Origin of the sequence: Microvirga ossetica (assembly GCF_002741015.1) — a bacterium.
Taxonomy (GTDB): Bacteria; Pseudomonadota; Alphaproteobacteria; order Rhizobiales; family Beijerinckiaceae; genus Microvirga; species Microvirga ossetica.
In genome coordinates this window covers 5,134,474-5,159,791 of sequence record NZ_CP016616.1, presented here as the reverse complement: position 1 = coordinate 5,159,791, position 25,318 = coordinate 5,134,474, and the positions used below count along the sequence as shown (strand labels likewise).

At 62.9% G+C, this 25,318-nt stretch carries 21 protein-coding genes and 1 pseudogene; 14 read left to right on the top strand and 8 right to left on the bottom strand.

Annotation, left to right across the window (positions count from 1 at the left end):
• The first annotated feature begins 1 nt into the window (after window position 1).
• The 4 genes from BB934_RS24700 to BB934_RS24685 all read left to right on the top strand — a co-directional run bounded on the left by BB934_RS24700 (window position 2) and on the right by BB934_RS24685 (window position 2,925).
• Window positions 2–1,138, top strand: a complete 1,137-nt coding sequence (locus BB934_RS24700) for a mandelate racemase/muconate lactonizing enzyme family protein (protein ID WP_099512048.1) — start codon at window positions 2–4, stop codon at window positions 1,136–1,138.
• 57 nt (window positions 1,139–1,195) lie between these two features.
• The gene (locus tag BB934_RS24695; RefSeq protein WP_099513198.1) at window positions 1,196–2,062 is read left to right on the top strand and encodes a DUF6772 family protein; all 867 of its coding nucleotides are present in this window, start codon (window positions 1,196–1,198) and stop codon (window positions 2,060–2,062) included.
• Complete coding sequence (locus BB934_RS24690; RefSeq protein WP_099512047.1) at window positions 2,062–2,397, top strand: hypothetical protein; 336 nt, start codon at window positions 2,062–2,064, stop codon at window positions 2,395–2,397. The genes BB934_RS24695 and BB934_RS24690 overlap by 1 nt, the downstream gene beginning before the upstream one ends.
• Before the next feature lie 249 nt (window positions 2,398–2,646).
• A complete protein-coding gene (locus tag BB934_RS24685) occupies window positions 2,647–2,925 on the top strand; it encodes a hypothetical protein (protein ID WP_099512046.1) in 279 nt (92 codons plus the stop codon).
• Between the two features lie 27 nt (window positions 2,926–2,952).
• Here the strand turns inward: BB934_RS24685 and BB934_RS24680 are convergent, their stop codons facing one another.
• The 3 genes from BB934_RS24680 to BB934_RS24670 form a co-directional block, all read right to left on the bottom strand.
• Window positions 2,953–3,990 carry an alpha/beta fold hydrolase gene (locus BB934_RS24680; protein ID WP_099513197.1) on the bottom strand — a complete coding sequence of 346 codons (1,038 nt, stop codon included), beginning with the start codon at window positions 3,988–3,990 and terminating at the stop codon, window positions 2,953–2,955.
• 222 nt (window positions 3,991–4,212) lie between these two features.
• Window positions 4,213–4,875, bottom strand: coding sequence for a DUF6766 family protein (locus BB934_RS24675; RefSeq protein WP_099512045.1), 663 nt, complete (start codon window positions 4,873–4,875; stop codon window positions 4,213–4,215).
• A gap of 183 nt (window positions 4,876–5,058) precedes the next feature.
• A complete protein-coding gene (locus BB934_RS24670) occupies window positions 5,059–5,742 on the bottom strand; it encodes an FCD domain-containing protein (protein ID WP_237050088.1) in 684 nt (227 codons plus the stop codon).
• Between the two features lie 425 nt (window positions 5,743–6,167).
• On the opposite strand from BB934_RS24670, the gene aldA reads away from it, so the two are divergent.
• From aldA to BB934_RS24635, 7 genes are all read left to right on the top strand, one after another.
• Entirely contained in the window at window positions 6,168–7,640 is a 1,473-nt protein-coding gene (gene aldA / locus BB934_RS24665; protein WP_099512043.1) for an aldehyde dehydrogenase, read from the top strand.
• A 77-nt stretch (window positions 7,641–7,717) separates the two neighbouring features.
• Window positions 7,718–8,698, top strand: coding sequence for an ABC transporter substrate-binding protein (locus tag BB934_RS24660; protein WP_099512042.1), 981 nt, complete (start codon window positions 7,718–7,720; stop codon window positions 8,696–8,698).
• A 68-nt stretch (window positions 8,699–8,766) separates the two neighbouring features.
• Window positions 8,767–10,296 (top strand): sugar ABC transporter ATP-binding protein, encoded by a 1,530-nt coding sequence (locus BB934_RS24655; protein WP_099512041.1) that lies wholly within the window; start codon window positions 8,767–8,769, stop codon window positions 10,294–10,296.
• Window positions 10,289–11,290, top strand: a complete 1,002-nt coding sequence (locus BB934_RS24650) for an ABC transporter permease (protein ID WP_099512040.1) — start codon at window positions 10,289–10,291, stop codon at window positions 11,288–11,290. The genes BB934_RS24655 and BB934_RS24650 overlap by 8 nt, the downstream gene beginning before the upstream one ends.
• 8 nt (window positions 11,291–11,298) lie before the next feature.
• Window positions 11,299–12,273, top strand: coding sequence for an ABC transporter permease (locus tag BB934_RS24645; protein ID WP_099512039.1), 975 nt, complete (start codon window positions 11,299–11,301; stop codon window positions 12,271–12,273).
• Window positions 12,274–12,315: 42 nt separating this feature from the next.
• Window positions 12,316–13,404 carry a mandelate racemase/muconate lactonizing enzyme family protein gene (locus BB934_RS24640; RefSeq protein WP_099512038.1) on the top strand — a complete coding sequence of 363 codons (1,089 nt, stop codon included), beginning with the start codon at window positions 12,316–12,318 and terminating at the stop codon, window positions 13,402–13,404.
• A 63-nt stretch (window positions 13,405–13,467) separates the two neighbouring features.
• Complete coding sequence (locus BB934_RS24635; RefSeq protein WP_099512037.1) at window positions 13,468–15,156, top strand: GMC family oxidoreductase; 1,689 nt, start codon at window positions 13,468–13,470, stop codon at window positions 15,154–15,156.
• A 6-nt stretch (window positions 15,157–15,162) separates the two neighbouring features.
• On the opposite strand, the pseudogene BB934_RS24630 reads toward BB934_RS24635, so the two are convergent.
• The 4 genes and pseudogenes from BB934_RS24630 to BB934_RS24615 form a co-directional block, all read right to left on the bottom strand.
• Window positions 15,163–16,554: pseudogene (locus BB934_RS24630) on the bottom strand (excinuclease ABC subunit UvrA); the annotation flags it as partial.
• 467 nt (window positions 16,555–17,021) lie between these two features.
• Window positions 17,022–17,453, bottom strand: coding sequence for a potassium channel family protein (locus BB934_RS24625; protein WP_099512036.1), 432 nt, complete (start codon window positions 17,451–17,453; stop codon window positions 17,022–17,024).
• Between the two features lie 9 nt (window positions 17,454–17,462).
• Window positions 17,463–17,879 carry a calcium:cation antiporter gene (locus tag BB934_RS24620; RefSeq protein ID WP_237050087.1) on the bottom strand — a complete coding sequence of 139 codons (417 nt, stop codon included), beginning with the start codon at window positions 17,877–17,879 and terminating at the stop codon, window positions 17,463–17,465.
• Between the two features lie 141 nt (window positions 17,880–18,020).
• Complete coding sequence (locus tag BB934_RS24615) at window positions 18,021–19,376, bottom strand: IS701 family transposase (RefSeq protein ID WP_099512825.1); 1,356 nt, start codon at window positions 19,374–19,376, stop codon at window positions 18,021–18,023.
• Between the two features lie 45 nt (window positions 19,377–19,421).
• Between BB934_RS24615 and BB934_RS24610 the strand changes: the two genes are divergently transcribed.
• The gene (locus BB934_RS24610; protein WP_099510067.1) at window positions 19,422–20,081 is read left to right on the top strand and encodes a DUF7986 domain-containing protein; all 660 of its coding nucleotides are present in this window, start codon (window positions 19,422–19,424) and stop codon (window positions 20,079–20,081) included.
• Between the two features lie 12 nt (window positions 20,082–20,093).
• Here BB934_RS24610 and BB934_RS24605 read toward each other — a convergent pair whose 3' ends face one another.
• Window positions 20,094–20,720: a calcium:cation antiporter gene (locus tag BB934_RS24605; protein WP_237050086.1), complete on the bottom strand. Its 627-nt coding sequence runs from the start codon at window positions 20,718–20,720 to the stop codon at window positions 20,094–20,096.
• Between the two features lie 541 nt (window positions 20,721–21,261).
• Between BB934_RS24605 and BB934_RS24600 the strand changes: the two genes are divergently transcribed.
• Both BB934_RS24600 and pflB read left to right on the top strand, forming a co-directional pair.
• Window positions 21,262–22,905 (top strand): L-serine ammonia-lyase, encoded by a 1,644-nt coding sequence (locus BB934_RS24600; RefSeq protein WP_099512035.1) that lies wholly within the window; start codon window positions 21,262–21,264, stop codon window positions 22,903–22,905.
• Window positions 22,906–23,093: 188 nt separating this feature from the next.
• On the top strand, window positions 23,094–25,316 hold the full coding sequence (gene pflB / locus BB934_RS24595; protein WP_099512034.1) for a formate C-acetyltransferase: 2,223 nt from the start codon (window positions 23,094–23,096) through the stop codon (window positions 25,314–25,316).
• The last annotated feature ends 2 nt before the right edge of the window (window positions 25,317–25,318 follow it).

Genomic DNA, 25,318 nt, shown 5'->3' with positions numbered 1-25,318 from the left:
GGTGCCGACGGGAACGAACAGCGCGGAGATCCGCATCACCGACGTGATCGCCCATCCGCTGACGCAGAGACTGCCGCGGCCGACCGTGACCTCGTGGGGGACGTATACTGACGTCTCGATCGTACTGGTCGAGGTACGAACCGATGCCGGCATCACGGGCGTCGGTGAGGCGCTGGCGCGCTTTTCCCCGAAGGCCTATGCGGAGCTGATCGAGACCTCGCTGAAGCCGCGCCTGGTCGGCGGCAATCCCACCGATATCCAAGCCCATTGGCGCACGATGCGGCGTGCTCTTTCCGGACGCGCCGGCGGCATGCTGTTCGAGGCGATCTCCGGGGTGGACATCGCCCTTTGGGACATCCTCGGCAAGGTGGCCGGCCTGCCGGTTCATCGCCTGCTCGGCGGCATGGGCCGCACGGAAGTGCCTGTCTATGCGGCTTCCGTGAACTGGGGCAGCGACGAGTTCATGGACCGTGAGCTCGACGGCTACCTGGAGAAGGGATTCCCGCGGATCAAAATCAAGATCGCGAACCCGGTCAGGGATGCATGCCGGCGCATTGCCCGCCTGCGCAAACGTGCGGGCGACGAGATCGAGCTCTGCGTCGATGCCAATTGGGCCTATACGCTGGAAGAGGCAGTCGAAGTGGGCCGCGCTTTGTCCGACAACGCCTATTTCTGGTTCGAAGAGCCACTGAGGCCGGAGGACGAGGCCGGCTACGAAGAGCTTCACCGCCGATGCGCCACGCCGCTTGCGGCAGGCGAAAGCAACTATACGCTTGATCAGGCGATGCGGCTCGTCGCCAACCAGACGCTCTCCTACCTTCAGCCGGACGTTGCCCGTTCCGGTGGCATCAGCGAGACGCGTCGCATGGCCGAGTTCGCTGCCGCGCATGATGTTCAATATGCGCCCCATATCGGCATGTCCGGCATCGTCTGCGAAACGGCGAGCGTACATCTTGCCGCGGCGATGCCGAACATTCGCGCCATGGAATGCGAGACGGATTCCAGCCCGTTCAAGACCGCTCTGACAGGCGCAGCGCCCGGCGCCGACCGGCAGAAGAACGGCATGCTGCCGGTCCCGACCGGCCCCGGGCTCGGCATCGAGATCGACTGGGATGCAGTCGCGCGGCTTCGCGCATAGCGGAGCATGGAGACGAGAATGACTTCGACTATGCCGACGAACGACCTGACCGAGGCCATGCGGCTTGCGCTGCTGCGCGCCGATCCCAAGCTCAGCCGGTTCGATCCCCTGCCGCGCATCATCAGTCACGACTGCTTTTCCACCGGCTATTGCGGCTGGTCGCAGCTCGTCGGCAATTACGAGAACGATCTCGATACGATGCTGCCCGGCTACGCTCAGCATACGAGCGCAATGCTCTCGACGCTGCCGCATTGGGATTCCGGATCGCATGGCGGCATGGGATCGTCCTACGCCCTCAAAATCGCGACGCGTCCGCGCAAGGGAGCGCAGAACGTCGCCATCAAGCGGCACACCTTCCGCCAGCGTGGTAGGATCCGGTTCGAGGTCTATTTCACCTTCAAGCCGGAGGCGACGGAACTCAAGCTCAGCGAAACCGACGTGCGTTCCGTCGGCTTCCTGTTCGATCTGCAGTCGGGCGACCAGGACGATGGCGGCGAGCGCGTGATGCCCCATCTGCGCTTCCTCAATGCGCTGGACGGTCAACATGTGCAGAAGTGGCAGTTCAAGCGCCGGACCACCGAACTGAAGCCGATCGGCAACACCAACAAGACCCTCAGCCACTATCATCTGGCGGAGGAAGACTGGGAGGACTTGCCCGGAGGCGCGCAGCGCCTGTGCTACAACGAGATCCCGACCAAGATAAACTGGACCTATCTCGCTTTCGATTTCGATCTGGCGGAGATGAAAGCCCTGTCCTTCCGCTGCAACGATCGCACGTTCGACATGTCGGGCTTCGAGTCGATCCGCATACCGGCAATGAAAAATCTCTGGTGCATGCTGAACTTCTGCCTTTTCGCCGAAACCGATGCGGATAAGCGCGCTTTCCTGTATGTCGATTCCGTCTGCATCTCGGGAGATTTCTGATGCTGCCCGAGAACATTACCCTTGTGGTCGGCCGCAACGAGCGCTGGTCGGGTCGCGCGGCGACAGAGCCTTTCGAAGCGGGTTGGGCCCGCGAGGCCGTCATCTTCGTGCGAGCATTGAAGGAGCCCAAGGGCGAACAACCCTTGGCGCGGGTCGAGATCTCGCCTGACGGCATGCGCTGGGTGGCCGAAGGCACCGAGATCCCGATGCCTTCGCGCGAGGGTGGAATTGCCGTTCTTCGCGTGAAGCACTTCGGCAATTGGCTGCGCGTCGCTGCGGACTTTCCGCCAGATGCCGAATGCACCGTCCTCGCGACCGTTCACTTGAAAGCTTGAGCCGGAAGGAAGAGGCTGTAGGCGTGCTCTCGGCGAGCCCTGGGTCGAGGCTCTAGCGCATCGTGCGGGTCTAGGTGGCTACTGGTCCCGACGGTCCGCACGCCAAGTCTTCTCTTCGACCTCGGAAGCTTACGGCGCGGCCGAGCCCTCAGAGGCACAAATTCCCCGCTTGACCGATCCGCAGACGTTTCTACGTCGTTGTATCATCGGCCTGTCCGGAGCTGTGAGGATCGTTCACCAAGGAAGCAGATGCCTGTCTTCAAGCGTGAGATGGCCTTTGCGCCGGATCGTCCGGCGGAGAACCTAGGCGACTGGTGGCACCTCGTTCTCGAGACCGAGGCGCCGAGCCTTTATGTGGAACATACCTGGATCGACGAGAGCCCTGATCAAGATGGACGGGCTGCACATGGAACGCAGCGCTTCGGGATCAATGACTTTCTCACGCCGGTCGAGGGTCGGCCGGCGCACCCGACACTGAGGGGCGCTCTTAGGGAGATATTCCGCGACGCTGCATCCACCTCCGAGTAGCATCGTCGGAGGGCACAGGATGTTCAATCATGGGACCTGCGCGGAGTCGGATTGTTGCTGAGTGCGATCAATTGCTTCGACGACGGCCTCCGGAGCCAGGTGGTGAATCATGTGACCCAAACCGGGAAGAGCGATGAATTCGCTCTGCGGCAGCTCTCGGTGCAGCCGCGAGGATTGGCGCTCTACATCCGCGATCTGATCGTCCGCACCCGTGATGATCGTCACCGGCATCGTTATGCTACGGTAGTGTCGCTTCAATTCCATGGCTGACGGAACCATCAGCGCCGCGTCCTCTGCTGCGGCTCGAAGCTGCCCCGGGCGCAGCATCAGCGGCTTCGGGAACAGGCGGTCGAAGCGATCCGGCACGGCGGCCGGCTGGAACATCTGCTTGATCATGCCCGGCAGGATCGCGCGTGCAACGAGCGGAGAGACTGTGTAGCGCATGGCATCGCCGATCACCGGGATCGCCGGTGGCGAAAACAGGAACGTGTCTGCACGCAGGGTGGGATAGTAGTAGCCCGAACCCAGAACGAGACCACGCACCAGCGAGGGAAACTCCAGTGCGAGGGCCATGGCCACGAGCGTGCCCCAGGAGTGCCCGTAGACTACAGCCTGCTCGACTCCGAGCTGCGCCAATGCCTCGCGAAACAGACGGGCGTGGGCATAGGGCGTCCAGAGCTGGCGCGGGCGCGAGCTGTAGCCGTAGCCGGGGCGGTCTATGACGATCACCCGATAGCGATCTGCCAGCCGGTCGACGAGGCCGCTGACAGTAAAGTCCTGAATCATGGTGCCGTTGCCATGGATCAGCACCAGCGGATCTCCCTGGCCGCGCTCGATGTAGTGCAGACGCACTCCATCGACATCGAGAAAGCGGCCGATTGGCGGATATTGGCGCTCGGCATCGCGAGCTTGCCAACGGTTATAAATGACCGCTCCTCCGAGAGCCGCAGCTGAGCCCAGCAGAACAGGAGCAAGCCACCCGCGCGACCTCGAGCGGCTGACCTGAAGAGATTGCCGGAACTCGTGACGCTCCTGAACAGGGTAGCCTCCAGTGCGCTTCCGCATGAGCCCCTGATCCGACATGGCGCCACCAATTCCTGCCGCACCACCATGCCGAGACCCATTTCGGTCAACTCCGGTCCCCAAGCTCCTCATGTGTCGCTCTCCATCCACATCCAGAGCAGACAACGTCCCGGATCCCGATGGGTTGCTGCACTGCAGCAAAGAAGCTTGCCGGTGATATCCGACGGTTGCGACTTGGCCCGCCAGCGCTTGCCTCGTGGCTCGTCAGTGCCCCGTCGCGGTGTGCGGCGCGGCTACGGGCTTGGACTCTGGTGATCCGCGCTCACGCAGGTAGATGCCGAGCACCAACAGCACCCCGATTGACAGGAACTCGCTCTGCCAGTTCTGGAAGCTCTCGTACCAGAACTCCGGCTCGGCCAGCATCTCAACCATGGACTTTATCTGCTGATGGTGCTGAAGCGCTTCCTCGTTCGTCCGCTGTGTACTGCCTGCCAGATGCAGCCAGAAGGATAGGACGAACAGCGCCACTAGAGCGATGCTCAGCGAGTGCGAATAGAGCTTCAGCAGCAGTCCGCCGCGGTGGACCGGCCAGGGCGCAGTGGGGTCACTGCGGCGCTTCTCCGGCGTCTCGTCCTCGGGGTTGTCATCATCGGGCTTCTTGGACTCGGCCGCACCTTTCTGGAATAGGAAAATGGTCAGCAGCACGTAGGCTGCCATCTGAAGGAACTCGCTTTCCCAATTCTCGAACACCGCCGAGATGAAGTGGCCGCTGGTCAGGTACTCCGGAAGGCCAATAGCGGGAAGTTCATGCATGCGGAGTTCCTCCGCGTTAGCTCTCCAGCCCGTAAGGGCCTGGCCGACAAGAGAGACCAGGAACAGGACGAACAACGTGATCGACAGTCCGTTGTCACGCAGGAACCGACGCATACACCTATCCTCACGATGATAGACTGCTACGGTTGGTCAACGCGGGTTAGAGTTGTTGGTTTCGGAATCTGTCTGAAGATACAGCCATGGTGTCCGACGGCGCTGGGCACGAGCGAGACATTCGCTGGACCAAAGGCTCCACTACATCCAAGCAGGAAAATCCCAATTGCCAAGCTATGACGATCAAGCGTCGGCAGTCGGTCGTTGACCGGCTACCTGACTCCTATTGGCAAATGTCGACCGCACAAACTCCCACGCCGCGACGAGGTGGCGCCGCAGCGCCTCTTCCGCGCTGTCCGGGTCACGTGCTGCGATGGCATCGAAGATCGCTTCGTGCCCTGCATAGTTCATCTGGTCGATATCCGCACCACGCTTCATGGAACGCCAGTGCTGGATGAGCCACTCCACATAAGCCTTGTGAACGACCGGATAAATGGGATTGCCGGGGATCCGGTAGAGGACGGCGTGGAAGTCAGCATCGGTTTCGTCGAACCGGGATGAATTGCCTATGGCCCGACGATTGGCTTCCAATGCAGCTCGAAGCTCGTCGATGTCATCACGCCGTGCATGGCCGGCGGCCCAGCGCGCCAGTGCCGCCTCGAGGAAGATGCGGGAGTCGAACAGGTTCCAGACTCCATCCCGGTCCACAACAAGATGCCCGACAAGTTTTCCGACCTTGTCGATTGCGATCTCATAATCGAGCTTGCGCACAATGGGACGGTGTCCCAGGCGGGTCATGACAAGGCCACGATTGGCCAGCGAGGCAATGGCTTCTCTGATGGCCGACCGGCTCACGCCATATCGGTGCATCAGCTCTCGTTCGGCGGGAAGGCGATCGCCCACCTGAAGATCGCCGGATTGAATCATCCGCACGAGCTCCGCCGTGACGACATCCGATCGGCGCCCGACCTGATCCTTGCCAAGCAACCCCAATCCACGATTCATGCTTGCCCCTCACTAGATCATCCGTGCCGATAGGCCCATCGAATGAAGACAACTCCCCTTTGCACCGGCTAACATATGGTCCGACCAAAGACCATCCTTCAACATGTCAAACTTGGTCAGTTGGACAGGATTATAGATCCATTCCGCGAGACAATCGCCTTGACAGCCAACATTCCGCTGCGTCATCCTAGTTTCGGTCTTACCAAATAGATCGAAAATCGACGTTTGGTTTGACGTTGCTCAGCTTGAGCAAGCTCGGAGGAAACACGAGTGACGCCATCAGCAGGCACGACAGGGCCGGGCTCCGCCTTTCCCCTTCCAGGGGCGTCTTGTGTCGGAGGCTCACGATGACCGCTCCGGCCGGAACCCGTCACGTGGAAAATGTGACCCACTATCAAATGTATATCGATGGAGCCTGGACGGATGGTCAGGCGCCTGGTCGACTGGAAGTCGAGAATCCGGCGAACGAGTCGGTTTTCGCAACCGTTCCTGCCGGCTCGGTGAACGATGCGACGGCTGCCTTGGAGGCCGCCAAGCTTGCCCAGCCTGCCTGGGCCGCTCTGCCACCCATCGTGCGGTCCGGCTACATCCTCAATCTTGCCGCGGCCGTCCGCCGGGAGAAGGCGCACCTCGCACGCATTGTGGTGCTCGAACAGGGAAAGCCCCTGAACCAAGCTGAGAGCGAGATCGACGCCGTCGTGACGTTTCTCACCTATGCGGCCGAGCACGCGCGACGCATCGAGGGCGATCTTCTCCCATCGGACCATCCGAACGAGGATGTCTGGATCCGCCGCGTGCCCTTCGGCGTGGTTGTCGGCCTGACGGCTTGGAACTACCCGGCGGCCCTGGCGGCCCGCAAGATCGGTCCCGCCCTTGTCGCAGGCAACACCATCGTCGTGAAGGGCCATGAATCCACTCCCCTGTCCGCCATCGAGATTGCCCGGCTCGCCCATGAGGTCGGGCTGCCGAAAGGTGTGCTCAACGTGGTGACCGGCGACGGGCGTACCGTCGGCGATGCCCTCGTGCGTTCTCCCTTGAGCGATCTCGTCACCATGACGGGCAGCGTGCGCGCGGGGCGGGAGATCTATGCCGCAGGCGCGCAGGATCTGAAGGTCGTCCGTTTGGAACTGGGCGGCAAAGCACCCTTCATCGTCCTCGAGGATGCCGATGTCGATGCGGCCGTCGAGGCCGCGATCATCTCGCGCTTCACGAATTGCGGACAGATCTGTACCTGCAACGAGCGCATGTATCTGCACAAGGCCATTGCGGAACCCTTTCTCGACAAGTTCGTCTCGCGTGTGAAAGCGCTGAAGCTCGCCGATCCCATGACGAATCCCGATATGGGACCGAAGGTGAATCGGCCAGAGGTCGACAAGGTCGAGGAGATCGTCAACGAGGCGATAGGGGCAGGCGCCGAGGTGCTCGCCGGCGGACACCGGCTGACGGAAGGCGAATTTGCACGCGGTCACTGGTTCGAGCCGACCGTGCTTCGGGTTCACAGCAACCGGACACCGGTGATGCAGCGGGAAATCTTCGGCCCGGTGGCGCCGGTGATGACGGTCGACAGCTTCGAACAGGCGCTGACCTTCGCCAACGACACGAGCTACGGCCTGTCGGCCTATGTCTACACGAACGATCTGCGCCGGGTCATGCGCCTCTCCCGCGAGCTTTCATTCGGTGAGCTCTACGTCAATCGCCCCTGTGGGGAACTCGTCCAGGGTTTCCATACGGGCTGGAAGCATTCGGGCCTCGGCGGCGAGGACGGCAAGTACGGTTTCGACGGCTACCTGCGGAAGCAGACCACTTATGTCCGCTGGTGAAGACCTGCAGCCCTGAACGGGCTGCAGCAATACACAACGAACCCCGGCAAGAGGGGCGAAAACCTTCATGGAGGAAGATGATGCTGAGACGAACTTTCCTTGCACTTGCGACGGGTGTGGCTGCCCTTGGCCTGGGACTTGGCGGCGTGTCGGCGCAGGAGCTGCCCAAGCTGAAGCAGAAGGACAAATACAAGGTCGGCTTCGCTCAGACGGAGTCCAACAATCCCTGGCGCATTGCCCAGACGGAGAGCATGAAGGCTGAAGCCGCGAAGCTCGGACACCAGCTCGTCTATACGGACGCAGCCGGTTCGGCCGCCAAGCAGGTGGCCGATGTCAACTCGATGATTGCCCAGGGCGTCGATCTGATCTTCCTGGCCCCGCGCGAGGAGAAGCCCCTCATCCCTGCCGTCATGGCAGCCAAGAAGGCGGGCATTCCGGTCGTCCTGCTTGACCGCAACGTGGACCAGAGCCTCGCCAAGGCCGGTCGGGATTATGTCACCTTCATCGGGTCCGACTTCGTGGACGAAGGCAAGCGCGCGGCTGAGGCCCTGACCAAGGCCGTCAATGGCAATGCCAAGATCATCCAGCTCGAAGGCACCACGGGCTCTTCGCCGGCCAATGATCGGCGCAAGGGCTTCGAGGATTACATCAAGGCTCATTCGGGCATGAAGATCGTGGCGTCCCAGTCCGGCGACTTCGCCCGCGACAAGGGCCGTCAGGTCGCCGAGACGCTGCTGCAGGCCCACCCCGACGCAACGGCGATCTATGCTCACAACGACGAGATGGCGATTGGCGCCATCGCGGCTCTCGAGGCCGCCGGCAAGAAGCCGGGCAAGGACGTGATCGTCGTCTCCGTCGACGGCACGCGCGATGCGCTGCAGGCCATCATCGACGGCAAGATGCTCGCCACCGTGGAGTGCAATCCTAAGTTCGGACCGAAAGCCTTCGAGACCTTGGCTCGCTTTTCCAAAGGCGAGCAGATCCAGCCGTGGGTAGTGAACACCGACCGCTTCTTCGACAAGTCGAACGCGGCCCAGCTCATCGCCGACGCGTACTGAACGCCAAGGCGCTGCCGGCCGATGCGGGCAGCGCCTCTTTCGTTTGGCCGACAGAACCCGGAACTTTCATGGCGCCGCTCCTCACCATGCACGGCATCGACAAGCGCTTCGCCGGCATCCCGGCCTTGCGCGCAGCCGAGCTCGTGGTGGAGAGAGGCGAGGTTCATGCGCTGATCGGTCAGAACGGCGCCGGCAAGTCGACCATGATCAAGATCCTGACCGGCTATTACAGGAAGGATGCCGGCGAAATCCTGTTCGACGGAAATCCGGTCGAGTTCTCGTCGCCGCAGGAGGCGCAGAGGGCCGGGATCAGCACGATCTACCAGGAGATCAACCTGGTGCCTTATCGATCCGTGACTGAGAACATCTGCCTCGGTCGGGAGAAGCGCCGCTTCGGCCTTCTCGACTGGCCCGCCATGCATGCAGATGCGCGCGCCCTCCTCGCACGCTTCAACATCGACATCGACGTGCATCGCCCGCTCATGGTTTATCCGACCGCCGTGCAGCAGATGGTCGCCATTGCCCGCGCGATCGGGTTCGAAGCCAAGCTCGTCATCATGGACGAGCCCACATCCTCCCTGGATGAGCGCGAAGTCCGGGTGCTCTTCGGCGTCATCCGCCAGCTCAAGGCAGCCGGCGTCTCGGTGATCTTCGTGAGCCATAAGCTCGACGAACTCTACGCCGTCTGCGACCGCGTCACCATCATGCGCGATGGCCGAACCGTACAGGTCGCCCCGATGACCCAGCTATCGCGGCTCGATCTCGTCACGTCCATGCTGGGTCGCGAACTCACCCAGGTTCTGCGGGAATCGCACGATGCAGACCCATCAATCGGCGATGGTCGCCAGACAGTTCTGACGGTTCAAAATCTCGCCGCCGGGCGCAAGGTCCGCGACGTCAGCTTCGAGGTCGGCTCGGGTGAAATCGTCGGTCTCGCCGGACTGCTCGGTGCAGGCCGGACGGAGTCCGTCCGCGCCGTTTTCGGTGCCGAAAAGCCGGATTCCGGCACGATCACCTTCGCCGGCCGTGAGAACGCAATTGCCTCCCCCTCGGACGCCATCCAGGCCGGCATGGGCTTCTGCTCGGAGGACCGCAAGCTCGAAGGCATCATCCCCGACATGTCGGTGCGCGAGAACCTCACGCTGGCGCTCATGCCGCATCTGTCGCGACGCGGCATCGTGGACGAGGCTCGCAGCCGCGAGATCGTCGACCGTTTCATCAAGCGCCTGGGCATTCGCTGCTCCGGGCCGGAGCAGCGGATCCGTGAACTCTCGGGCGGCAACCAGCAGAAGGTGCTGCTGGCGCGCTGGCTCTGCATGAACCCCAAGCTTCTCATCCTCGACGAGCCGACCCGCGGCATCGATGTGGGCGCCAAGGCCGAGATCCTCAGCCTGATCCGGGAGCTGGCCGGCCAGGGGCTCGGCGTGCTGATGATTTCCTCGGAACTGGAAGAGGTGGTGGAGGCGACAAGCCGCATCTTCGTTCTCCGCGATGGCTATACGGCCGCGGAACTGAAGGGTGAGGCGTTGAACGAGCAGAGCGTCATGGCGGCCATGGCTCATGGGCATGAGAGCGCCCCGGAGGCCGCTCATGGCTGAAACCGCCACGACCCTTCCTCCGGCACAAAGGGCTCCCCGCGTCGATGTCAGAACCCTGCTGACGCGCCATGGCGCCTGGATCGCCCTGGCGCTCCTGATCCTGATCAATCTCGCCGTCACGCCCAACTTCGCCACCTTGCAGACGCTCAACGTCAATCTCACCCAGGTTTGCACCATCGTGATCGTCGGCGTCGGGATGACTCTGGTCATCGCCACCGGTGGAATCGACCTTTCCGTCGGTGCCCTCATGGCGATTGCGGGAGCGCTGGCGCCGCTGATCTTTCTCGGCAAGCTTTTTCCCCTGCCCCACCCGGCCATCGGCATCGCGCTGGCGTTCGTCATACCCGTTCTGGTGACGGGAGCGCTCGGCTGGTTCAACGGATGGCTGGTAACGCGCCTGCGGATCCAACCAATCATCGCGACCCTCGTGCTTTTCATCGCCGGGCGCGGCATCGCTCAGGTGTTCACGAACGGCAATCTGCAGGTGTTCAACCTGCCGAGCTTTCAGTTCATCGGCCTGGGACGGGTCTCCGGAATTCCCTTCCAGGCCATCCTGATGATCGTCATCGTAGCGCTTGCGGCCTGGATGCTCCGGCGAACCGTCTTCGGCAGACAGATCCTGGCAATCGGCGGCAACGAACGCGCGGCCCGGCTTGCCGGAATCCCCGTCACCTCCGTGAAGCAGCGGGTTTACCTCATCAGCGGAGTGCTTTCCGGCATCGCAGGTCTCATCGTGATCGCTCGCAACTCCGCCGCCGATGCCAATCTCGTCGGCCTCGGCATGGAACTCGATGCCATCGCGGCGGTGGCCGTGGGTGGCACGCTTCTCACCGGCGGCCGCGCCACAGTGATAGGCACTTTGGTCGGTGCGCTCATCATTCAGCTCGTCCGCTATACGTTGCTTGCCAATGGCGTTCCGGATGCGGCGGCCCTCGTGGCGAAGGCCGTCATCATCGTTCTGGCCGTCTGGCTGCAGCGGCAGAGCCATCGCTGAGGTTGCCGATGAACACCACCTCGCTCAAGCTGTTTCAGGGCATCGGTCGCTACGGCGTGCTTCTCGCGCTTCTGGCTCTCATCGTGTTCGGCTGGCTTCGGTACGACAACTTCCTCGGTGCATTCAATGTGCTGTCGGTCCTGCGCTACAACAGCATGTTCGCGCTGGTCGCACTGGGGATGTGCTTCGTCATCATCACCGGCGGCATCGACCTGTCGGTCGGGTCCACGGCAGCTCTCGGCAGCGTCGTCGCCGCCCTGCTCTCTTCCTATGGCGTCCTGCCCGGATTGCTCGGCGGACTGGCTGCGGGGCTCGCGGTCGGCGCCTGCAACGCCTTCATCATCACCCGGCTCGCCATTCTGCCCTTCATCGCGACGCTCGCGACGATGCTGGCGGCGAGCGGATGCGCGCTGCTGCTGGCGGGAAACCAGTCCGTCTCGGTGTCCTATGAATCGGGCTTTACCGAGCTCGGTCAGGGGGATTTTCTCGGCTTTCCAATCCCGGCCTGGATCGCGCTGTTCGCCTATCTCCTCGGCTCTCTCATCCTCAATCTCACCTCATTCGGGCGCACTGTCCTCGCCATCGGCGGAAACGAGGATGCGGCACGCCTCATGGGATTGCCTGCGAACCGGGTGAAGGCGCTCGTGTATCTGGCGAGCGGCGGCCTCGCAGGCCTTGCAGGCGTGATCCTCGCGGCGCAGTTCGGCGCAGGCCAGCCCATCGAGGGCGTCGGCTGGGAACTCTTCGCCATCGCGGCCGTCGTCGTAGGCGGCACGCTCCTGACGGGCGGTGTCGGCTCCGTCGGTTCGACCCTCGCCGGCGTGCTCCTGCTGGGGCTCATCTTCAACATCCTTAACTTCGAGAACGGCCTCGGCTGGATCAGCCTGTCCGCCTATTGGCAGTCGGTCATCCGCGGCGCGTTCCTGCTGCTCGTCGTCGCCATCCAGGCGCGTCTGAGTATGCGCACCGAAGAGGCGGCCTGAGGGCGGCAACGCATTCGACAACGACGCGAACGTAGGACAACCATGCCCCGGATCACTTCCATCGAACCCGGCTTCTACCGCATCCCGCTGCCGACCGTTCTGACCGACTCCATGCATGGCGAGATGCGCGCTTTCGAACTCAACACCGTACGCATTCGCGACGCCGACGGGGCGGAGGGTGTCGGCTACACCTTCACGATCGGGCGCAACGGCGCCGCCATCCACGCGGTCCTCGCTCGCGAAATGCCGGAGATCATGGACAGCGAAGAGGCCGACGAGATCGAGCGCCTCTGGCACAAGGCCTGGTGGGCCCTCCACTACGGCGGCCGCGGCGGCCCGACAGTCCTGGCGCTTTCGGCCTTCGACATGGCCCTGTGGGATCTCAAGGCGAAGCGCGCCAACCTTCCGCTCTGGAAAGCCCTCGGCGGTTATGATCCTCGCGTGCCCTGCTATGCGGGCGGCATCGACCTCGAACTGCCCCTCGACAAGCTCCTGCGCCAGACGGACGACAATCTCGCGAAAGGCTTCCGCGCCATCAAGATGAAGGTGGGCCGCGCCAATCTGTTCGAGGACGTGGAGCGCGTGCAGGCGATGCGCGAGCATCTGGGCACCGGCTTCCCGCTGATGGCCGACGCGAACATGAAGTGGAGCGTCGACGGCGCAATCCGCGCTGCGCGGGCCCTTCAGCCCTCCGACCTCACTTGGCTCGAGGAACCGACCATTCCCGACGATCCGGCGGGTCACGCCCGCATCGTGCGTGAGGGCGGACTTCCGATCGCGGCGGGCGAAAATCTGCGCACGCTCTGGGAATTCAAGCTCTACGTGGCCGGCGGCGGCGTGACCTATCCGGAACCGGACGTCACCAATTGCGGCGGCGTCACCCCGTTCATGAAGATCGCGCATCTGGCCGAGGCCTTCAACCTGCCCGTGACCAGCCACGGCGCGCATGACGTGACCGTTCATCTCCTCGCGGCCTGTCCGAACCGCTCCTATCTCGAAGCCCACGGTTTCGGGCTCGAACGCTACATTGCCGAGCCTCTCAAGATTCAGGACGGTTTTGCCCTGGCGCCGGACCGGCCCGGCCACGGCATCGCCTTCGACTGGAAGGGGCTTGAGACGATCAAGGCATGAGCCGCGGATCGGCCGGAGACGTCCGGCGTCGCACGCTTCGGCCACAGGGAACCAGGTGAAGCAATGAAAGAGCGTTTTGACCACATCATCGTCGGCGGGGGATCTTCGGGCTCCGTGGCCGCGGCGCGGCTGGTGAACGAAGGTGCGCGCGTGCTGCTGCTCGAAGGCGGATACTCCCACCGTCATCGGCTCCTGGACATGCCGCCCGGCATCTTCAAGATGATCAATGGCAGCAAATACATGCGGTATCATCACACGGTGCCGCAGGAGCATCTGGACGGCCGGGTCCACGATATTCCGCAGGCCAACGTTCTCGGCGGCGGCTCGTCGGTGAACGCGCAGGTCTATATGCGCGGCCGACCGTCCGACTACGACGAGTGGCACGACATGCTGCACGGGGAGAACGATTATCCCGGCTGGAGCTGGGCCGATGTTCTGCCCCATTTCCACACCATGGAAGGCAACAACAGGCTCTATAACGAGCTGCATGGCGCTGACGGGCCGCTTCTCGTCTCCGATCCCGGCCATATCAACGACATGTCCCGCTGGTTCGTTCAGGCCATCCAAGCCCTGGGCGAGCCGTTCAGCCCGGACTTCAACGGACCGAAGCAGCGCGGAGTCGGATTCTATCAGTTCATGAACCGGCGCGGCAGGCGCAGCAGCGCGGCCTATGCCTTCCTGGCGCCACTCGCGGACAACCCGAACCTCGTCATCCGCCTCCAGTCGCGTGTGCGCAAGATCGAGATCGAGAACGGTCGCGCCGTAGGGGTCACCTATAGGGACGCCAAGGGTGTGGATCATCAAGTCTATGCGGATGGCGAGGTCATCGTCGCATCCGGCGCGCTCGTCACGCCGCAGCTTCTCATGCTGTCCGGAATCGGCCCTGCCAATCAGCTGCGGGAGCACGGAATCACCTGCATCGCCGACCTGCCCGGTATCGGAGAGAATTTGATCGACCACCCGGAGGTGCCGCTCATTGCGAAGGCGAATGGGCCGTATGGCTACTACCGACAGGGCGTCGGTTGGCGAATGCTCCTCAACGGCCTTCATTTCCGGCTCTTCGGGTCGGGCCCGATCCTCTCGGCCGGTGTCGAGGCCGGCGCCTTCGTCAATCCGGCCGATCCGAACGCGGAACCCACGATCCAAGCCTTCTGCGTGCCCATCATCTATCTCGATCGCGACACGCTAGGTCTTGTCGACGACACCTATGGGCTGACGATCACGACGGTGGTGGTGAAGCCGAAATCCCGCGGCTATGTCCGCCTGCGCTCGAGCGATCCGGACGATATGCCGCTCGTCTCGCCCAATCTGCTGAAGCATCCCGACGATGCCCGGAACATGATTGATGGTCAGCGATTCTTCATCCGCGCCTTCCGGACCAGTCCTTTGGCCGAGCGCATCGAGCGCATCTCGATCCCCGATCCGAACGATCTGAGCGATGAGGCGATCATGAAGCATTGCCGTCGCTTCGTAAAAACGAACTATCACCCGAGCGGCACGTGCCGAATGGGGACAGCCAGCGACCCGATGGCCGTGCTCGATTCCAGGCTCCGCGTCCGCGGCATCGAGAACCTGCGCGTCTGCGACCTCTCGGCCATGCCCAACATCAACGCGGGCAACACGAACGCCCCCGCCATGATGCTGGGCAGCCGCTGCGCCGAGCTCATCACGGGCCGCGCTACGGTCAGCACCTCCCAATTCGGCCCGCGCCTGTCCGAACAGGGAGACATGAGCGTCGCCACTTTGAGCTGAAATGTGTCAAGCGAGAGCTTGCGCCAGATAAGGCGCCGTCCGGCTGCCCGATGTTCTTGCCACTTCGTCCGGCGGCCCCGATGCCACCACTCGCCCGCCCTCGTCACCGGCTCCCGGACCGAGATCCATGACCCAGTCGCTTCGCGCCGCGACACGCATGTCGTGCTCGACCACGATCACGGTATTGCCGGCTTCGACGAGCCCGTCGAGCTGGGAGATGAGCCTTTCCACATCGGCCGGGTGCAAGCCGGTGGTCGGCTCGTCGAGGACGTAGAGCGTGTCGCCGCGCTGGATCCGCTGCAGCTCCGTCGCAAGCTTGATCCGCTGCGCCTCCCCTCCGGACAATTCGGTCGCGGGTTGGCCAAGCCGCAGATAGCCCAAACCCACCTCGCGCACGATCGTGAGGGAGCGATGCAGATGCGGCTCGTCGGCGAAGAACTCCCAGGCCGCGTCGACCGTCATTCCGAGCACGTCGGCGATGGACCTATCCTGGTATTTGATCTTCAGCGTCTCGGCATTGTACCGCGCCCCATGACAGGTCGGGCAAGGTGCATAAACGCTCGGCAGGAACAGCAGCTCGACCATCACGAAGCCTTCGCCCTCGCAATGGGGACAGCGTCCCTTGGCGACGTTGAAGGAAAAGCGTCCCGCATCGTAGCGACGGGCGCGCGCCTGCCTGGTTGCGGCAAAGAGCTTGCGGACATGATCGAAAAGGCCGGTATAGGTGGCAAGATTCGAGCGCGGCGTGCGCCCGATCGGCTTCTGGTCAACCCGCACCAGGCGCTTGATCCCTTTCATGCCGCCGACAATCCGGCCGCTGGCGGGGACGACCGCCGCCCGCTCGAGCTCCTCCCCCTCTTCCTCCTGCGCGAGGATGTCATGGCCGAGATGCTCCGCGACCAGTTCGACCAGGGCCTGGCTGACCAGGCTCGACTTGCCGGAGCCGGATACTCCCGTGACACTCGTGAACACGCCCAAGGGAAACGCGACATCGAGCCCGTCCAGGTTGTTGCGCGTGATGCCGGCGAGGCGCAGCCAGTCTTTCGGCGCGCGCGGCTCCCGAGGCGGGAGAGGGCTTTCGCCGAACAGGAAGCGCCGTGTCTGCGAGGCCTCGACCTGTCCGAGCCCGTCCGGTGGGCCGCTATAGAGCACGAAGCCGCCCTGCTCGCCGGCGCCCGGACCGACATCGACGATCCAGTCGGCGTGACGGATCACGTCGAGATTGTGCTCGACCACGAACTGCGAATTCCCGGACGCCTTCAGCTGCCCAAGCGCATTCAGCAGCGCCTCCGTATCGGCGGGATGAAGCCCGGCCGACGGCTCGTCGAGCACATAGACCACACCGAACAGGTTCGAGCGCACCTGGGTGGATGCCCTGCCGACCCATAGCGAAGCAGGGTCGTAGCTTCCGGCTAGCTTCTGAGAACAAAGCTGTTGGGAGCGTATGTTACCCCGCCTTGAGGGGGTGTCTTGGCCTCTTATCAAGCACATTCGCCGGCGGAGCCATACTTCCGACAAGTCCCATTAGTGGAGTAGATTAGCTCTAGATATAACGCTCCCGCTGTTATCGGAAGTGTTGCTCTCTTCCATGAACCATGCCTTCGACGTTCGGATTATCCGACTAGGACTAGCGAGCTGACAAACGCGCAATGTCTCGGATGTGCCGAAGGCTGTCGTTCCCGGACGCCAGACCCTTTACGGAGGAGCCGAGTAGTCCGAGCAAATCTACAATCTGACTTTCCAAGCGAGAAATCGTGGTTCATCAGGCTCAGTGGTAGTTCACCCCAATCCTGAGATGTCCAGCGACGAGGATACTCTGATCCGCACCGACCGCGAATGATCCAAAGCGACACCAAGTTGCCTCGTCACTGGAGGCCCTCGTCGCGGCTGCGCATAGCCTGCCTCAATACCTCGAAGATGACCGCTGTCGACCAGCCGAAGAGCAGCACACCGTTCATGGCTGTTATCGGGCCGAGCAGACGCCAGCGCTCGACCGGCACGACGTCGCCGTAGCCAAGGGTCGTGTAGTTGACGAAAGCAAAGTACAGGACGTCCGCTTCGGTAGGAGCCGCGCCTAAGATCGCATAAGCGAGCGACCATGCGATCACCTCGGCAACATGCGCGAGCAGCAGGACCCCGACGGTTGCGACCATGACGGCGGAGAGCCAGGACTGGGACCGGCGTCGTTTCCAGGCCAGCGTGTGGCGGGCGGTGCTAACGACCACCGCCATCACGACCGCGTGGATCGCGATGTTGCCCAGGCTGATGGCGCCGCCCAGGAGAAGCTGTCGCAGCATGGTCCCTCTCTAAGGCGCGGCGGCAGGGATCAGGTAAAGCACGGCCGCGATGATGAGATAGAGCGCCAAGAGTTGGACGCCCTTGAACCAGTTGGATTGCCCGGTTGTGGCAACGGTCGCTCCCAGAAGGACTGCCCCGAACAGCATCCACATCTCGGCCTGGGAGAACACCAGTTGGAACTGCGCCTGCCCCATGGCTGGGGCGACCAGCACCAGGATCGGAGCGACGAAGAGGGCAATCTGCACGCAGCTTCCCATGGCGATGCCGATGCTGAGATCGACCCGATTGGCCCGCCCCATGGCGATGGCCGATCCGGATTCGGCCGCACCGCCGACGAGCGCAAGCACGATCACGCCCATGAACATCTGCGACATGCCTAACGACTCCCCGGCCTGCTCGGCGGCGCCGACAAGGATCTCGCTCATCCATGCCGCACCCAGCGACGCAACGAGTAACGTCGCAACGCCACGCGCGATACTCGGATGCCCACCGGCCTCCTCATGCATCGCAGGAGTATTCAGTTCAGCGAACATTTCCGGATGGGTTCTTAGCTCGACTTTGGCCATTTATGCTGGATAGCAGAGTGTCGCCGTCAATCGCTTCAGAACATCGATTTGGCCTTTTGTCATGTTGGCGGGCCGGCGTGACGCATCAGAAACTGCGGCGGCCCAGAGCGAGCGTCGGACGGCCGCCAGAGCATCGCTGAAGGTGATGGTGCGCTTATTGTACCAAGCGGCACACTGCGGGCGAGCCAAGCGCCGAATGGCGGGGTCAGCGGTCCAGAGACTGACCAGCGAGAACAGCCCCAGCAGGGCTGGTGTCGTGCGGGCGATCGCCTTGTCCGACCATTGGCGTTGCGTCTCCATCCCCAGGTGTCTGCGAGCCTCGGCAAAGGTCACCTCGGTGCTCCAGCGCCGCACGAACCAGCGCACGATCTCAAGAGGATCGGCTTGCAGGTCCGTACACAGAAACGCCTGTGGCTTGAGGAGGCCGGCCACGTCCCGCACCAGAACATAGCGGATCGGCACGTGCTTGCCGGGATGGTGCCAGATCGCCGTGCCCGAGATGAACTCAATCAGGCGTTCGCCACCGCCGTACCAGCCGTCGACCCAAACCTGCCGCCACGCCGTCTTGGGATTGGCCAGGCGTTCGGCCAGGCTCGGAAGACGTTGACCAACAACGCGAGGGCGTCCTCGGGTTCCGGGCCGACGGCGCGGAGCCGGCGTGAACAGGCGCGCATCCAGGCGCAGGCGCGTGATCATGCACAGGCGATGCCGAACCGCGTTCAGCAGCTCAATCGCCGCGTAGCTCTGATCAGCCACTGCCACGAGGCGCCGGTCCGGCAGCCAGCGGGCGACCTGGAGAAGGGCTTGTCGGGCCCAGTCCGTGAGCGCCTTGTGACGCTGGCGATGCTCACGCGAGAAGCGCTCGGAGGGCGCCAGCACCGTCAGGAAGGGCAAGGCCCACACGCGACCGGCCCACGGGATGGGAGCGAGCATCATGATGGACAGCCAGCGCAATCCCGAGGCTTTGACGAAGTGGCCATGGGAGGAGCGGACCGGATCCCGGTAGATGCCACGGGCCCTGATCCGGGCACCCCAGCGACGCTCAAGGGTGTCATCCAGGCCAATCACCACTGGCCCGGTCGGCACAAAAGCTGCCACCAGCAGGCCGAGCAGACGGCGCGCCACCTCGCGGCTGGACCACTGGTTGCGGTTGAGCACACGGTGATAGTTCGTGAAGCTGCGGGTGCGGGCGAGGCCAACAACGGTGAGCATGGCCGTGACGGTGCGACGGCCCGGGGTGAGAAGAGCCCCCAGGACGAGCACAAGGGCATGGCGGAAGGTTGGTCCGGTCAGGCCGGACCGGAACGGAGCCAGCCAGGTGGACAGGAGGTCAGGAACATGGGGCTGGACGGGCATGGCCACGATCTCCCACAATCAGGCTCAAGAGCCTGGGAGGTCGCCATGGCCGAAATGGGTCGGACCGAGATCCTGACGCGCTATCGTCATCTCCGCGCGATCAGCACCCACCATCACAACGAGGCTCTTCGCTGCGTACCGGATTCGGCCCTGATGGAGCAGGCGCGCCGGCTGGGGCTCACGGCTGGCAAGATGCTGGTGGCCGAGAGCCTGGACGAGGTGACGTTGGCCTACGACCTGGCTCTCTACACCGCCCCGCCGGGCCGCTCGCGCGGGATGGACCGCTATACCCGCAACGCTGTCGTGGTGCCCGGCTCGGATGAGGACGTGATGCTGCAGGCTCTGCTGCGGGCCCGCTTCTCGGTCTGGCGGGTTGAGCGTCGCCACGAGACGGCCGGCTTGGTGGTGCTGGATCTCATGCGCCAGGAAGAGGTTTGGCTGGTCGATGAGCATCTGGAGCAGACGGCTCATCCTGGCACATCGCTGGCGATGCGGCTGAGTACTCCGGAGGCCTTTGCGATGACGTGTGGGGTTGTCGTGCCGGTGGATGTGGAGATGATGGAGGAGGTGTTCGACACCATGCTGGAGCGCGTGCATGGCGATGCCGACGCAATTGCCAATGATCGCCGGTTTGCTACCGCAATCTATCGGATTGCCGTAATGGACGCGCTCATGAGCCTTGTGAGATTTGCCGATCCGGACTGACCCGCAGGTGGCCTACTGGCCCGCGAAATTGGCCAAAGTCGAGCTTAGAGAATAGAGCAGGAAAAGCCCGTAGAGACCCAGCAGGACGACTGCCACGATCAGGTCCAAGGTAGCGTGCACGCCAAGGTAGGGTTCCGAGTCCAGGGCGCGATGAAACGCGCTCGGGAGCGCCAAGCTGATCCAAGCCAGCACCATGGTGGACGAGTAAGCCCGTACCGCGTTCGGGTTGTAGTCCTGGCTGTGGTGGCGCAGGCCGCCGAGTAAAAAGGAGAAACCGAGAGCCATCAGAAGATTGGCAAGCAACGCACCAACGATCGAGGCGCGCACCATCTCCAGCAGGCCCGCCCGCAGGGCAGCCATGGTAATGATCAGTTCCGGGAGATTGCCGAAGGTGGCGTTGAGAAGACCTCCGATCGTTGCACCCGTGTGCACGGCGACCTGCTCGGTCCCCTGGACGATGAGCTTCGCGAACGGCACGATCGCGAGCGCAGCGCAGAAAAAGATTACTCCTGCCGGAAGAGTGTCGGCGTGATCGAGAAACGCCGCGATGGGCGCGAGGATCAGAAGCCATAGTAGGGAGGGCCTGAGCAGAGATAAACCAGCCCCTGCGCGCCTGTCGGGATATGGCTTGTCCGTCATGATCTCGTCCCCATGGATTTCCCGCGTGTGAGCCTGAGGGTTCCGTTCATCGCCGCCGTCGGTTCTTGTGGAGTGGCAAACCCCGCCGGTCGAGCACCGGGCAGCCTTTCTCACTTCCTCTCGGCCCGACCCTATCCCGGCCGCATGCTTGTGCTTGATCGGCGGGGACAATTGCTTGACAGTTTGGGCCGACAGGTGACCGGGCGGTCATTCCACGGCGTGGCCAGTGCGCTTCCGACGCCGTCGAGCGGTGCTGAGAGATCGCGTGAGAAGTTGCGCTCCTCAATCAGCCAGACGATGGGGGTCCGGATCCGGGAAGTGACCCGGTCGAGGCTTGCCGCCTCATCACCCCTACCCGACTAGAATGGCTCAAACTGTCAAGGGATTGTCCCCTCCTATCAAGCGGAGGCTTACGGCTTGATTAGAATGACACCAAAAGGCAGGGCGCGAGAGACGACACCCCCTCCGTCTCGTCTTGAGATGATAACGGGGACGTCTCCAATTTCTATCGTGCCTAGGCCCTCAACAGGAGGATACGCCTATGACCAGCATCAGCAAGGACGAGCCGCTCTCCGCCACGCCAGAGACACCTGATGCGCCGTCAGGGATCGACCGCCGGGCCTTCCTCATGCGCAATGCCGCCATCGGCGCTGCGGCAGTGATGACCGGCACGACATGGAGCCCCGAGGCCCGCGCGCAGCAGGCCGCGACGGAGGCTGGCGCTCAGCAAGCCGCCAAGGCGGCCGCGGGAGGCGATTCCGGTCTCAAGATGAGTTCCGCCCTCTCGCCCGATCTCGACGTCGTCAAGGCATCGAAGGGACCGGTCATGACTGTGGCGGACGAGTTCTACAAGGTCGGCCCCGGCCCCTCGAGCTCGCATACGATCGGGCCGATGCGCATCACATACGATTTCTATCAGCGCTGCACGAAGCTGCCGGCAGACCAGCTGGCCCAGGCGACGGGCCTCAAGGTCAATCTTTTTGGCAGCCTGAGTGCAACAGGGAAAGGCCACGGGACAGAACGAGCCGCTCTGGCGGGCCTGGTCGGCAAGGAACCGGCCACCGTGGACCCGATGTTCCTCGACGAGATGATCGCCAAGCCTCAGCAGACCTATCCGGTCAAGCTCGGAAGCAAGACGTTCGATCTATCCCTGGCCGACGTCATCTATGATGCGCCGAAAGGCGAATTCGCACACCCGAACATGATGACCTGCAGGCTCATGGCGGGCGACAAGGTCCTCTATGAGCAGGAGTACTATTCGGTTGGCGGCGGCTTCATCGAGTGGAAGGGCTACGAGCCGCCCAAGAAGGGACAGCCGAAATATCCCTACGCCACGATGAAGGAACTTCGGCAGCACGCGGAGAACAACAACCTCACGATCGCCGACGTCGTGATGGCGAACGAGATAGCCGTCTCCGGGAAGACCGAGGAGCAAGTCAACGCCTTCCTGGACAAGATCGCCAACGCGATGATCGCGACGGTGAAGACCGGCCTTTCCTACAAGGACGACGTCCTTCCTGGGCCGATCAAGCTCCAATCCAAGGCTGCGACTGTCTTTGAGCGTGCCCAGGACGATACCTATATGAGCGATCGGGCGATCGGGCTCGTTTCGGCCTTCGCATTGGCCGCCTCAGAGGAGAATGCCCGCGGCCATCTGGTTATCACCGCGCCGACCGGCGGATCGGCTGGGGTGATGCCGGCCATCGTCTATGCCCTGACCCAGAGCGGCCGGGCGGTGCCGATGGACAAGATCCGGCAGGGTCTTCTGGCTGGCGCGGCCGTCGGCTATCTGTGCAAGCACAACGCGACGCTCGCGGCGGCGGAAGGCGGGTGCCAGGCCGAGATCGGCGTCGCATCGGCGATGACCGCGGCGCTGATCACGCAGGTCCTGAACAGCCCGCCGCGCGTGATCGAGAATGCCGCCGAGTCGGCTCTTGAGCATCATCTGGGCATGACCTGCGATCCTGTCGCGGGCTATGTTCAGGTGCCGTGCATCGAGCGCTGCGCCTTCGGTGCCGTGAAGGCGTGGACCGCTGCGATGATTGCCACCAATGAGATCGCAAGCCGGCACCGGGTCGATCTCGACACGACGATCAAGACGCTGGCCGACACCGCGCGAGACATGAACTCGAAGTACAAAGAGACGAGCGAAGCAGGGTTGGCGCAAAACCTGACTCTCTGCTGAGCAGCGCTGCCGGTGAGGGTGAGCGATCGAGGATGCGTTGAACCAATATCCCATGGTTCTCATGGGAGGAGGCTGCCATGCCAGATGAAGCCATTGCTGCTCAGACGTCCACGGGTTCCCCGAAGCAAGAGCCAAAACATCGTCGGGCAGTCTCCCCTCCCGCAGACGCAGCGGAAGCGACGGATTCCATGAGCGAATGGACAGGTTTCGCACCTGGTCGTTGGCAGCACGCCGTCGACGTTCGCGATTTCATTCAGCGCAACGTCACGCCCTACGATGGCGACGAGAGCTTCCTCGTGGAACCCAGCGAGCGAACAAAGGCCGTATGGGACAAGCTCCAGCCCTACTTCAAGGAGGAAATCCGGAAAGGTGTTCTGGACGTCGATGCCAAGACACCATCCTCGCTCACCGCTCATCAGCCCGGATACATCGACCGCGACAACGAGCTGATCGTCGGACTCCAGACCGATGCGCCGTTCCGTCGGGCGATCATGCCGTATGGCGGGTTGCGCATGGTCGAGTCCGGGCTGAAGGCGGCCGGCTTTGAGCCGGATCCCATCGTGCACGACATCTTTACTAAGTATCGCAAGACTCACAACGAAGGCGTCTTCGACGCCTATACACCGGAGATCATGGCCTGCCGGCGCAGCCATATCATCACCGGTCTGCCGGATGCCTACGGCCGGGGGCGGATCATCGGCGACTATCGCCGCGTGGCCCTGTATGGAACCGACCGGCTGCTGGCGGCCAAACGTGCCGAGCGGGTTCTCCTCGACGCCAAATGGCCGACGGACGACGTCATCCGCGAGCGGGAAGAGCTGGCGGATCAGATGCGGGCGCTCGCCGACCTGGCGACCATGGCCAAGAGCTATGATTGCGACATCACAAAGCCGGCGTCGAATGCCCGTGAAGCGGTGCAATGGACCTATTTCGGCTACCTCGGCGCCATCAAGGAGGCTAATGGCGCGGCCATGTCCATCGGCCGCATCTCGTCCTTCCTCGATATCTACATCGAGCGCGACCTGGAGAGCGGCGCTCTCGATGAGGCAGGCGCCCAGGAGCTCATCGACCAGCTCGTCCAGAAGCTGCGCATCGTCCGATTCCTGCGCACGCCCGACTACGATGCCTTGTTCTCGGGCGATCCCTACTGGGCCACGGAATGCGTCGGCGGCATGGATCTCAACGGCCGTCCCCTGGTCACCCGGACCAGTTTCCGCATGCTGCACACGCTAACCAATCTCGGCCCGGCGCCGGAGCCCAACATAACGGTGCTATGGTCGAAGCAGCTCCCTGACGGCTTCAAGCGCTACTGCATCAAGGTTTCGGCCGAGACGTCCTCCATTCAATACGAGAACGACGATCTCATGCGCCCCTATTGGGGTGACGATTACGGCATCGCCTGCTGTGTCTCGGCCATGCGCATCGGCAACCAGATGCAGTTCTTCGGCGCCCGCGTCAATCTCGCCAAATGTCTTCTCTATGCCATCAATGGCGGGCGGGACGAGGTGAGCGGCGATCAGATCGGCCCGGCGACGGCGCCCGTAACCGGCGACGTTCTCGAATTCGATGACGTCATGACGAAGTTCGACTTCATGATGGAGTGGCTGGCGCGGACCTATGTCCACGCGATGAACTGCATCCACTACATGCATGACAAGTATTACTACGAACGCCTGGAAATGGCGCTCCACGACCAGCAGATCCTGCGCACGATGGCGTTCGGCATTGCGGGTCTGTCGGTGATTGCCGACAGCCTGTCTGCGATCAAGCATGCGCAGGTCAAGCCGATCCGCCGTGAAGACGGACTGATCGTCAATTATGAGATCACGGGCGACTTTCCGCAATACGGCAACAACGACGACCGCGTCGACAGCATTGCGGCCGACCTCGTCTCCACCTTCATGAAGAAGATCCGCAAGCACCCGACCTACCGGAATGCAGTCCATACGCAGTCGGTGCTGACCATCACGAGCAATGTCGTCTATGGCAGGAACACGGGCGACACGCCGGACGGGCGCAAGGCCGGTGAGCCCTTTGCCCCGGGCGCCAATCCGATGCATGGCCGCGACAGCCATGGATGGCTCGCCTCGTGCCTGTCGGTCGCCAAGCTGCCTTATGCGGATGCGCAGGATGGCATCAGCTACACCGTGTCGATCACGCCGAGCTTCAATCGACAGGATCAAGGCGAAAAGATCAAACAGGCGGTGAAGGTGCTCGACACCTATTGCGGCCAAGGTGGGTTCCACATGAACCTCAACGTCCTCAACCGCGATACTCTGATTGATGCCATGGAACATCCGGACAAGTACCCGCAATTGACGATCCGGGTTTCGGGCTATGCGGTCAATTTCGTCCGCCTTACCCGGGAGCAGCAGATGGACGTCATCAGCCGGACCTTCCATGGCGAGTGAGG

Bases quoted from the DNA above. Each gene is read 5' to 3' on its own strand.
- BB934_RS24695 (WP_099513198.1), top strand. From the start codon at position 1,196: ATGCGGCTTGCGCTGCTGCGCGCCGATCCCAAGCTCAGCCGGTTCGAT.
- BB934_RS24690 (WP_099512047.1), top strand. From the start codon at position 2,062: ATGCTGCCCGAGAACATTACCCTTGTGGTCGGCCGCAACGAGCGCTGG.
- BB934_RS24685 (WP_099512046.1), top strand. From the start codon at position 2,647: ATGCCTGTCTTCAAGCGTGAGATGGCCTTTGCGCCGGATCGTCCGGCG.
- BB934_RS24680 (WP_099513197.1), bottom strand. From the start codon at position 3,990: ATGCGGAAGCGCACTGGAGGCTACCCTGTTCAGGAGCGTCACGAGTTC.
- BB934_RS24675 (WP_099512045.1), bottom strand. From the start codon at position 4,875: ATGCGTCGGTTCCTGCGTGACAACGGACTGTCGATCACGTTGTTCGTC.
- BB934_RS24670 (WP_237050088.1), bottom strand. From the start codon at position 5,742: ATGATTCAATCCGGCGATCTTCAGGTGGGCGATCGCCTTCCCGCCGAA.
- aldA (WP_099512043.1), top strand. From the start codon at position 6,168: ATGACCGCTCCGGCCGGAACCCGTCACGTGGAAAATGTGACCCACTAT.
- BB934_RS24660 (WP_099512042.1), top strand. From the start codon at position 7,718: ATGATGCTGAGACGAACTTTCCTTGCACTTGCGACGGGTGTGGCTGCC.
- BB934_RS24655 (WP_099512041.1), top strand. From the start codon at position 8,767: ATGGCGCCGCTCCTCACCATGCACGGCATCGACAAGCGCTTCGCCGGC.
- BB934_RS24650 (WP_099512040.1), top strand. From the start codon at position 10,289: ATGGCTGAAACCGCCACGACCCTTCCTCCGGCACAAAGGGCTCCCCGC.
- BB934_RS24645 (WP_099512039.1), top strand. From the start codon at position 11,299: ATGAACACCACCTCGCTCAAGCTGTTTCAGGGCATCGGTCGCTACGGC.
- BB934_RS24640 (WP_099512038.1), top strand. From the start codon at position 12,316: ATGCCCCGGATCACTTCCATCGAACCCGGCTTCTACCGCATCCCGCTG.
- BB934_RS24635 (WP_099512037.1), top strand. From the start codon at position 13,468: ATGAAAGAGCGTTTTGACCACATCATCGTCGGCGGGGGATCTTCGGGC.
- BB934_RS24625 (WP_099512036.1), bottom strand. From the start codon at position 17,453: ATGCTGCGACAGCTTCTCCTGGGCGGCGCCATCAGCCTGGGCAACATC.
- BB934_RS24620 (WP_237050087.1), bottom strand. From the start codon at position 17,879: ATGAGCGAGATCCTTGTCGGCGCCGCCGAGCAGGCCGGGGAGTCGTTA.
- BB934_RS24615 (WP_099512825.1), bottom strand. From the start codon at position 19,376: ATGCCCGTCCAGCCCCATGTTCCTGACCTCCTGTCCACCTGGCTGGCT.
- BB934_RS24610 (WP_099510067.1), top strand. From the start codon at position 19,422: ATGGCCGAAATGGGTCGGACCGAGATCCTGACGCGCTATCGTCATCTC.
- BB934_RS24605 (WP_237050086.1), bottom strand. From the start codon at position 20,720: ATGACGGACAAGCCATATCCCGACAGGCGCGCAGGGGCTGGTTTATCT.
- BB934_RS24600 (WP_099512035.1), top strand. From the start codon at position 21,262: ATGACCAGCATCAGCAAGGACGAGCCGCTCTCCGCCACGCCAGAGACA.
- pflB (WP_099512034.1), top strand. From the start codon at position 23,094: ATGAGCGAATGGACAGGTTTCGCACCTGGTCGTTGGCAGCACGCCGTC.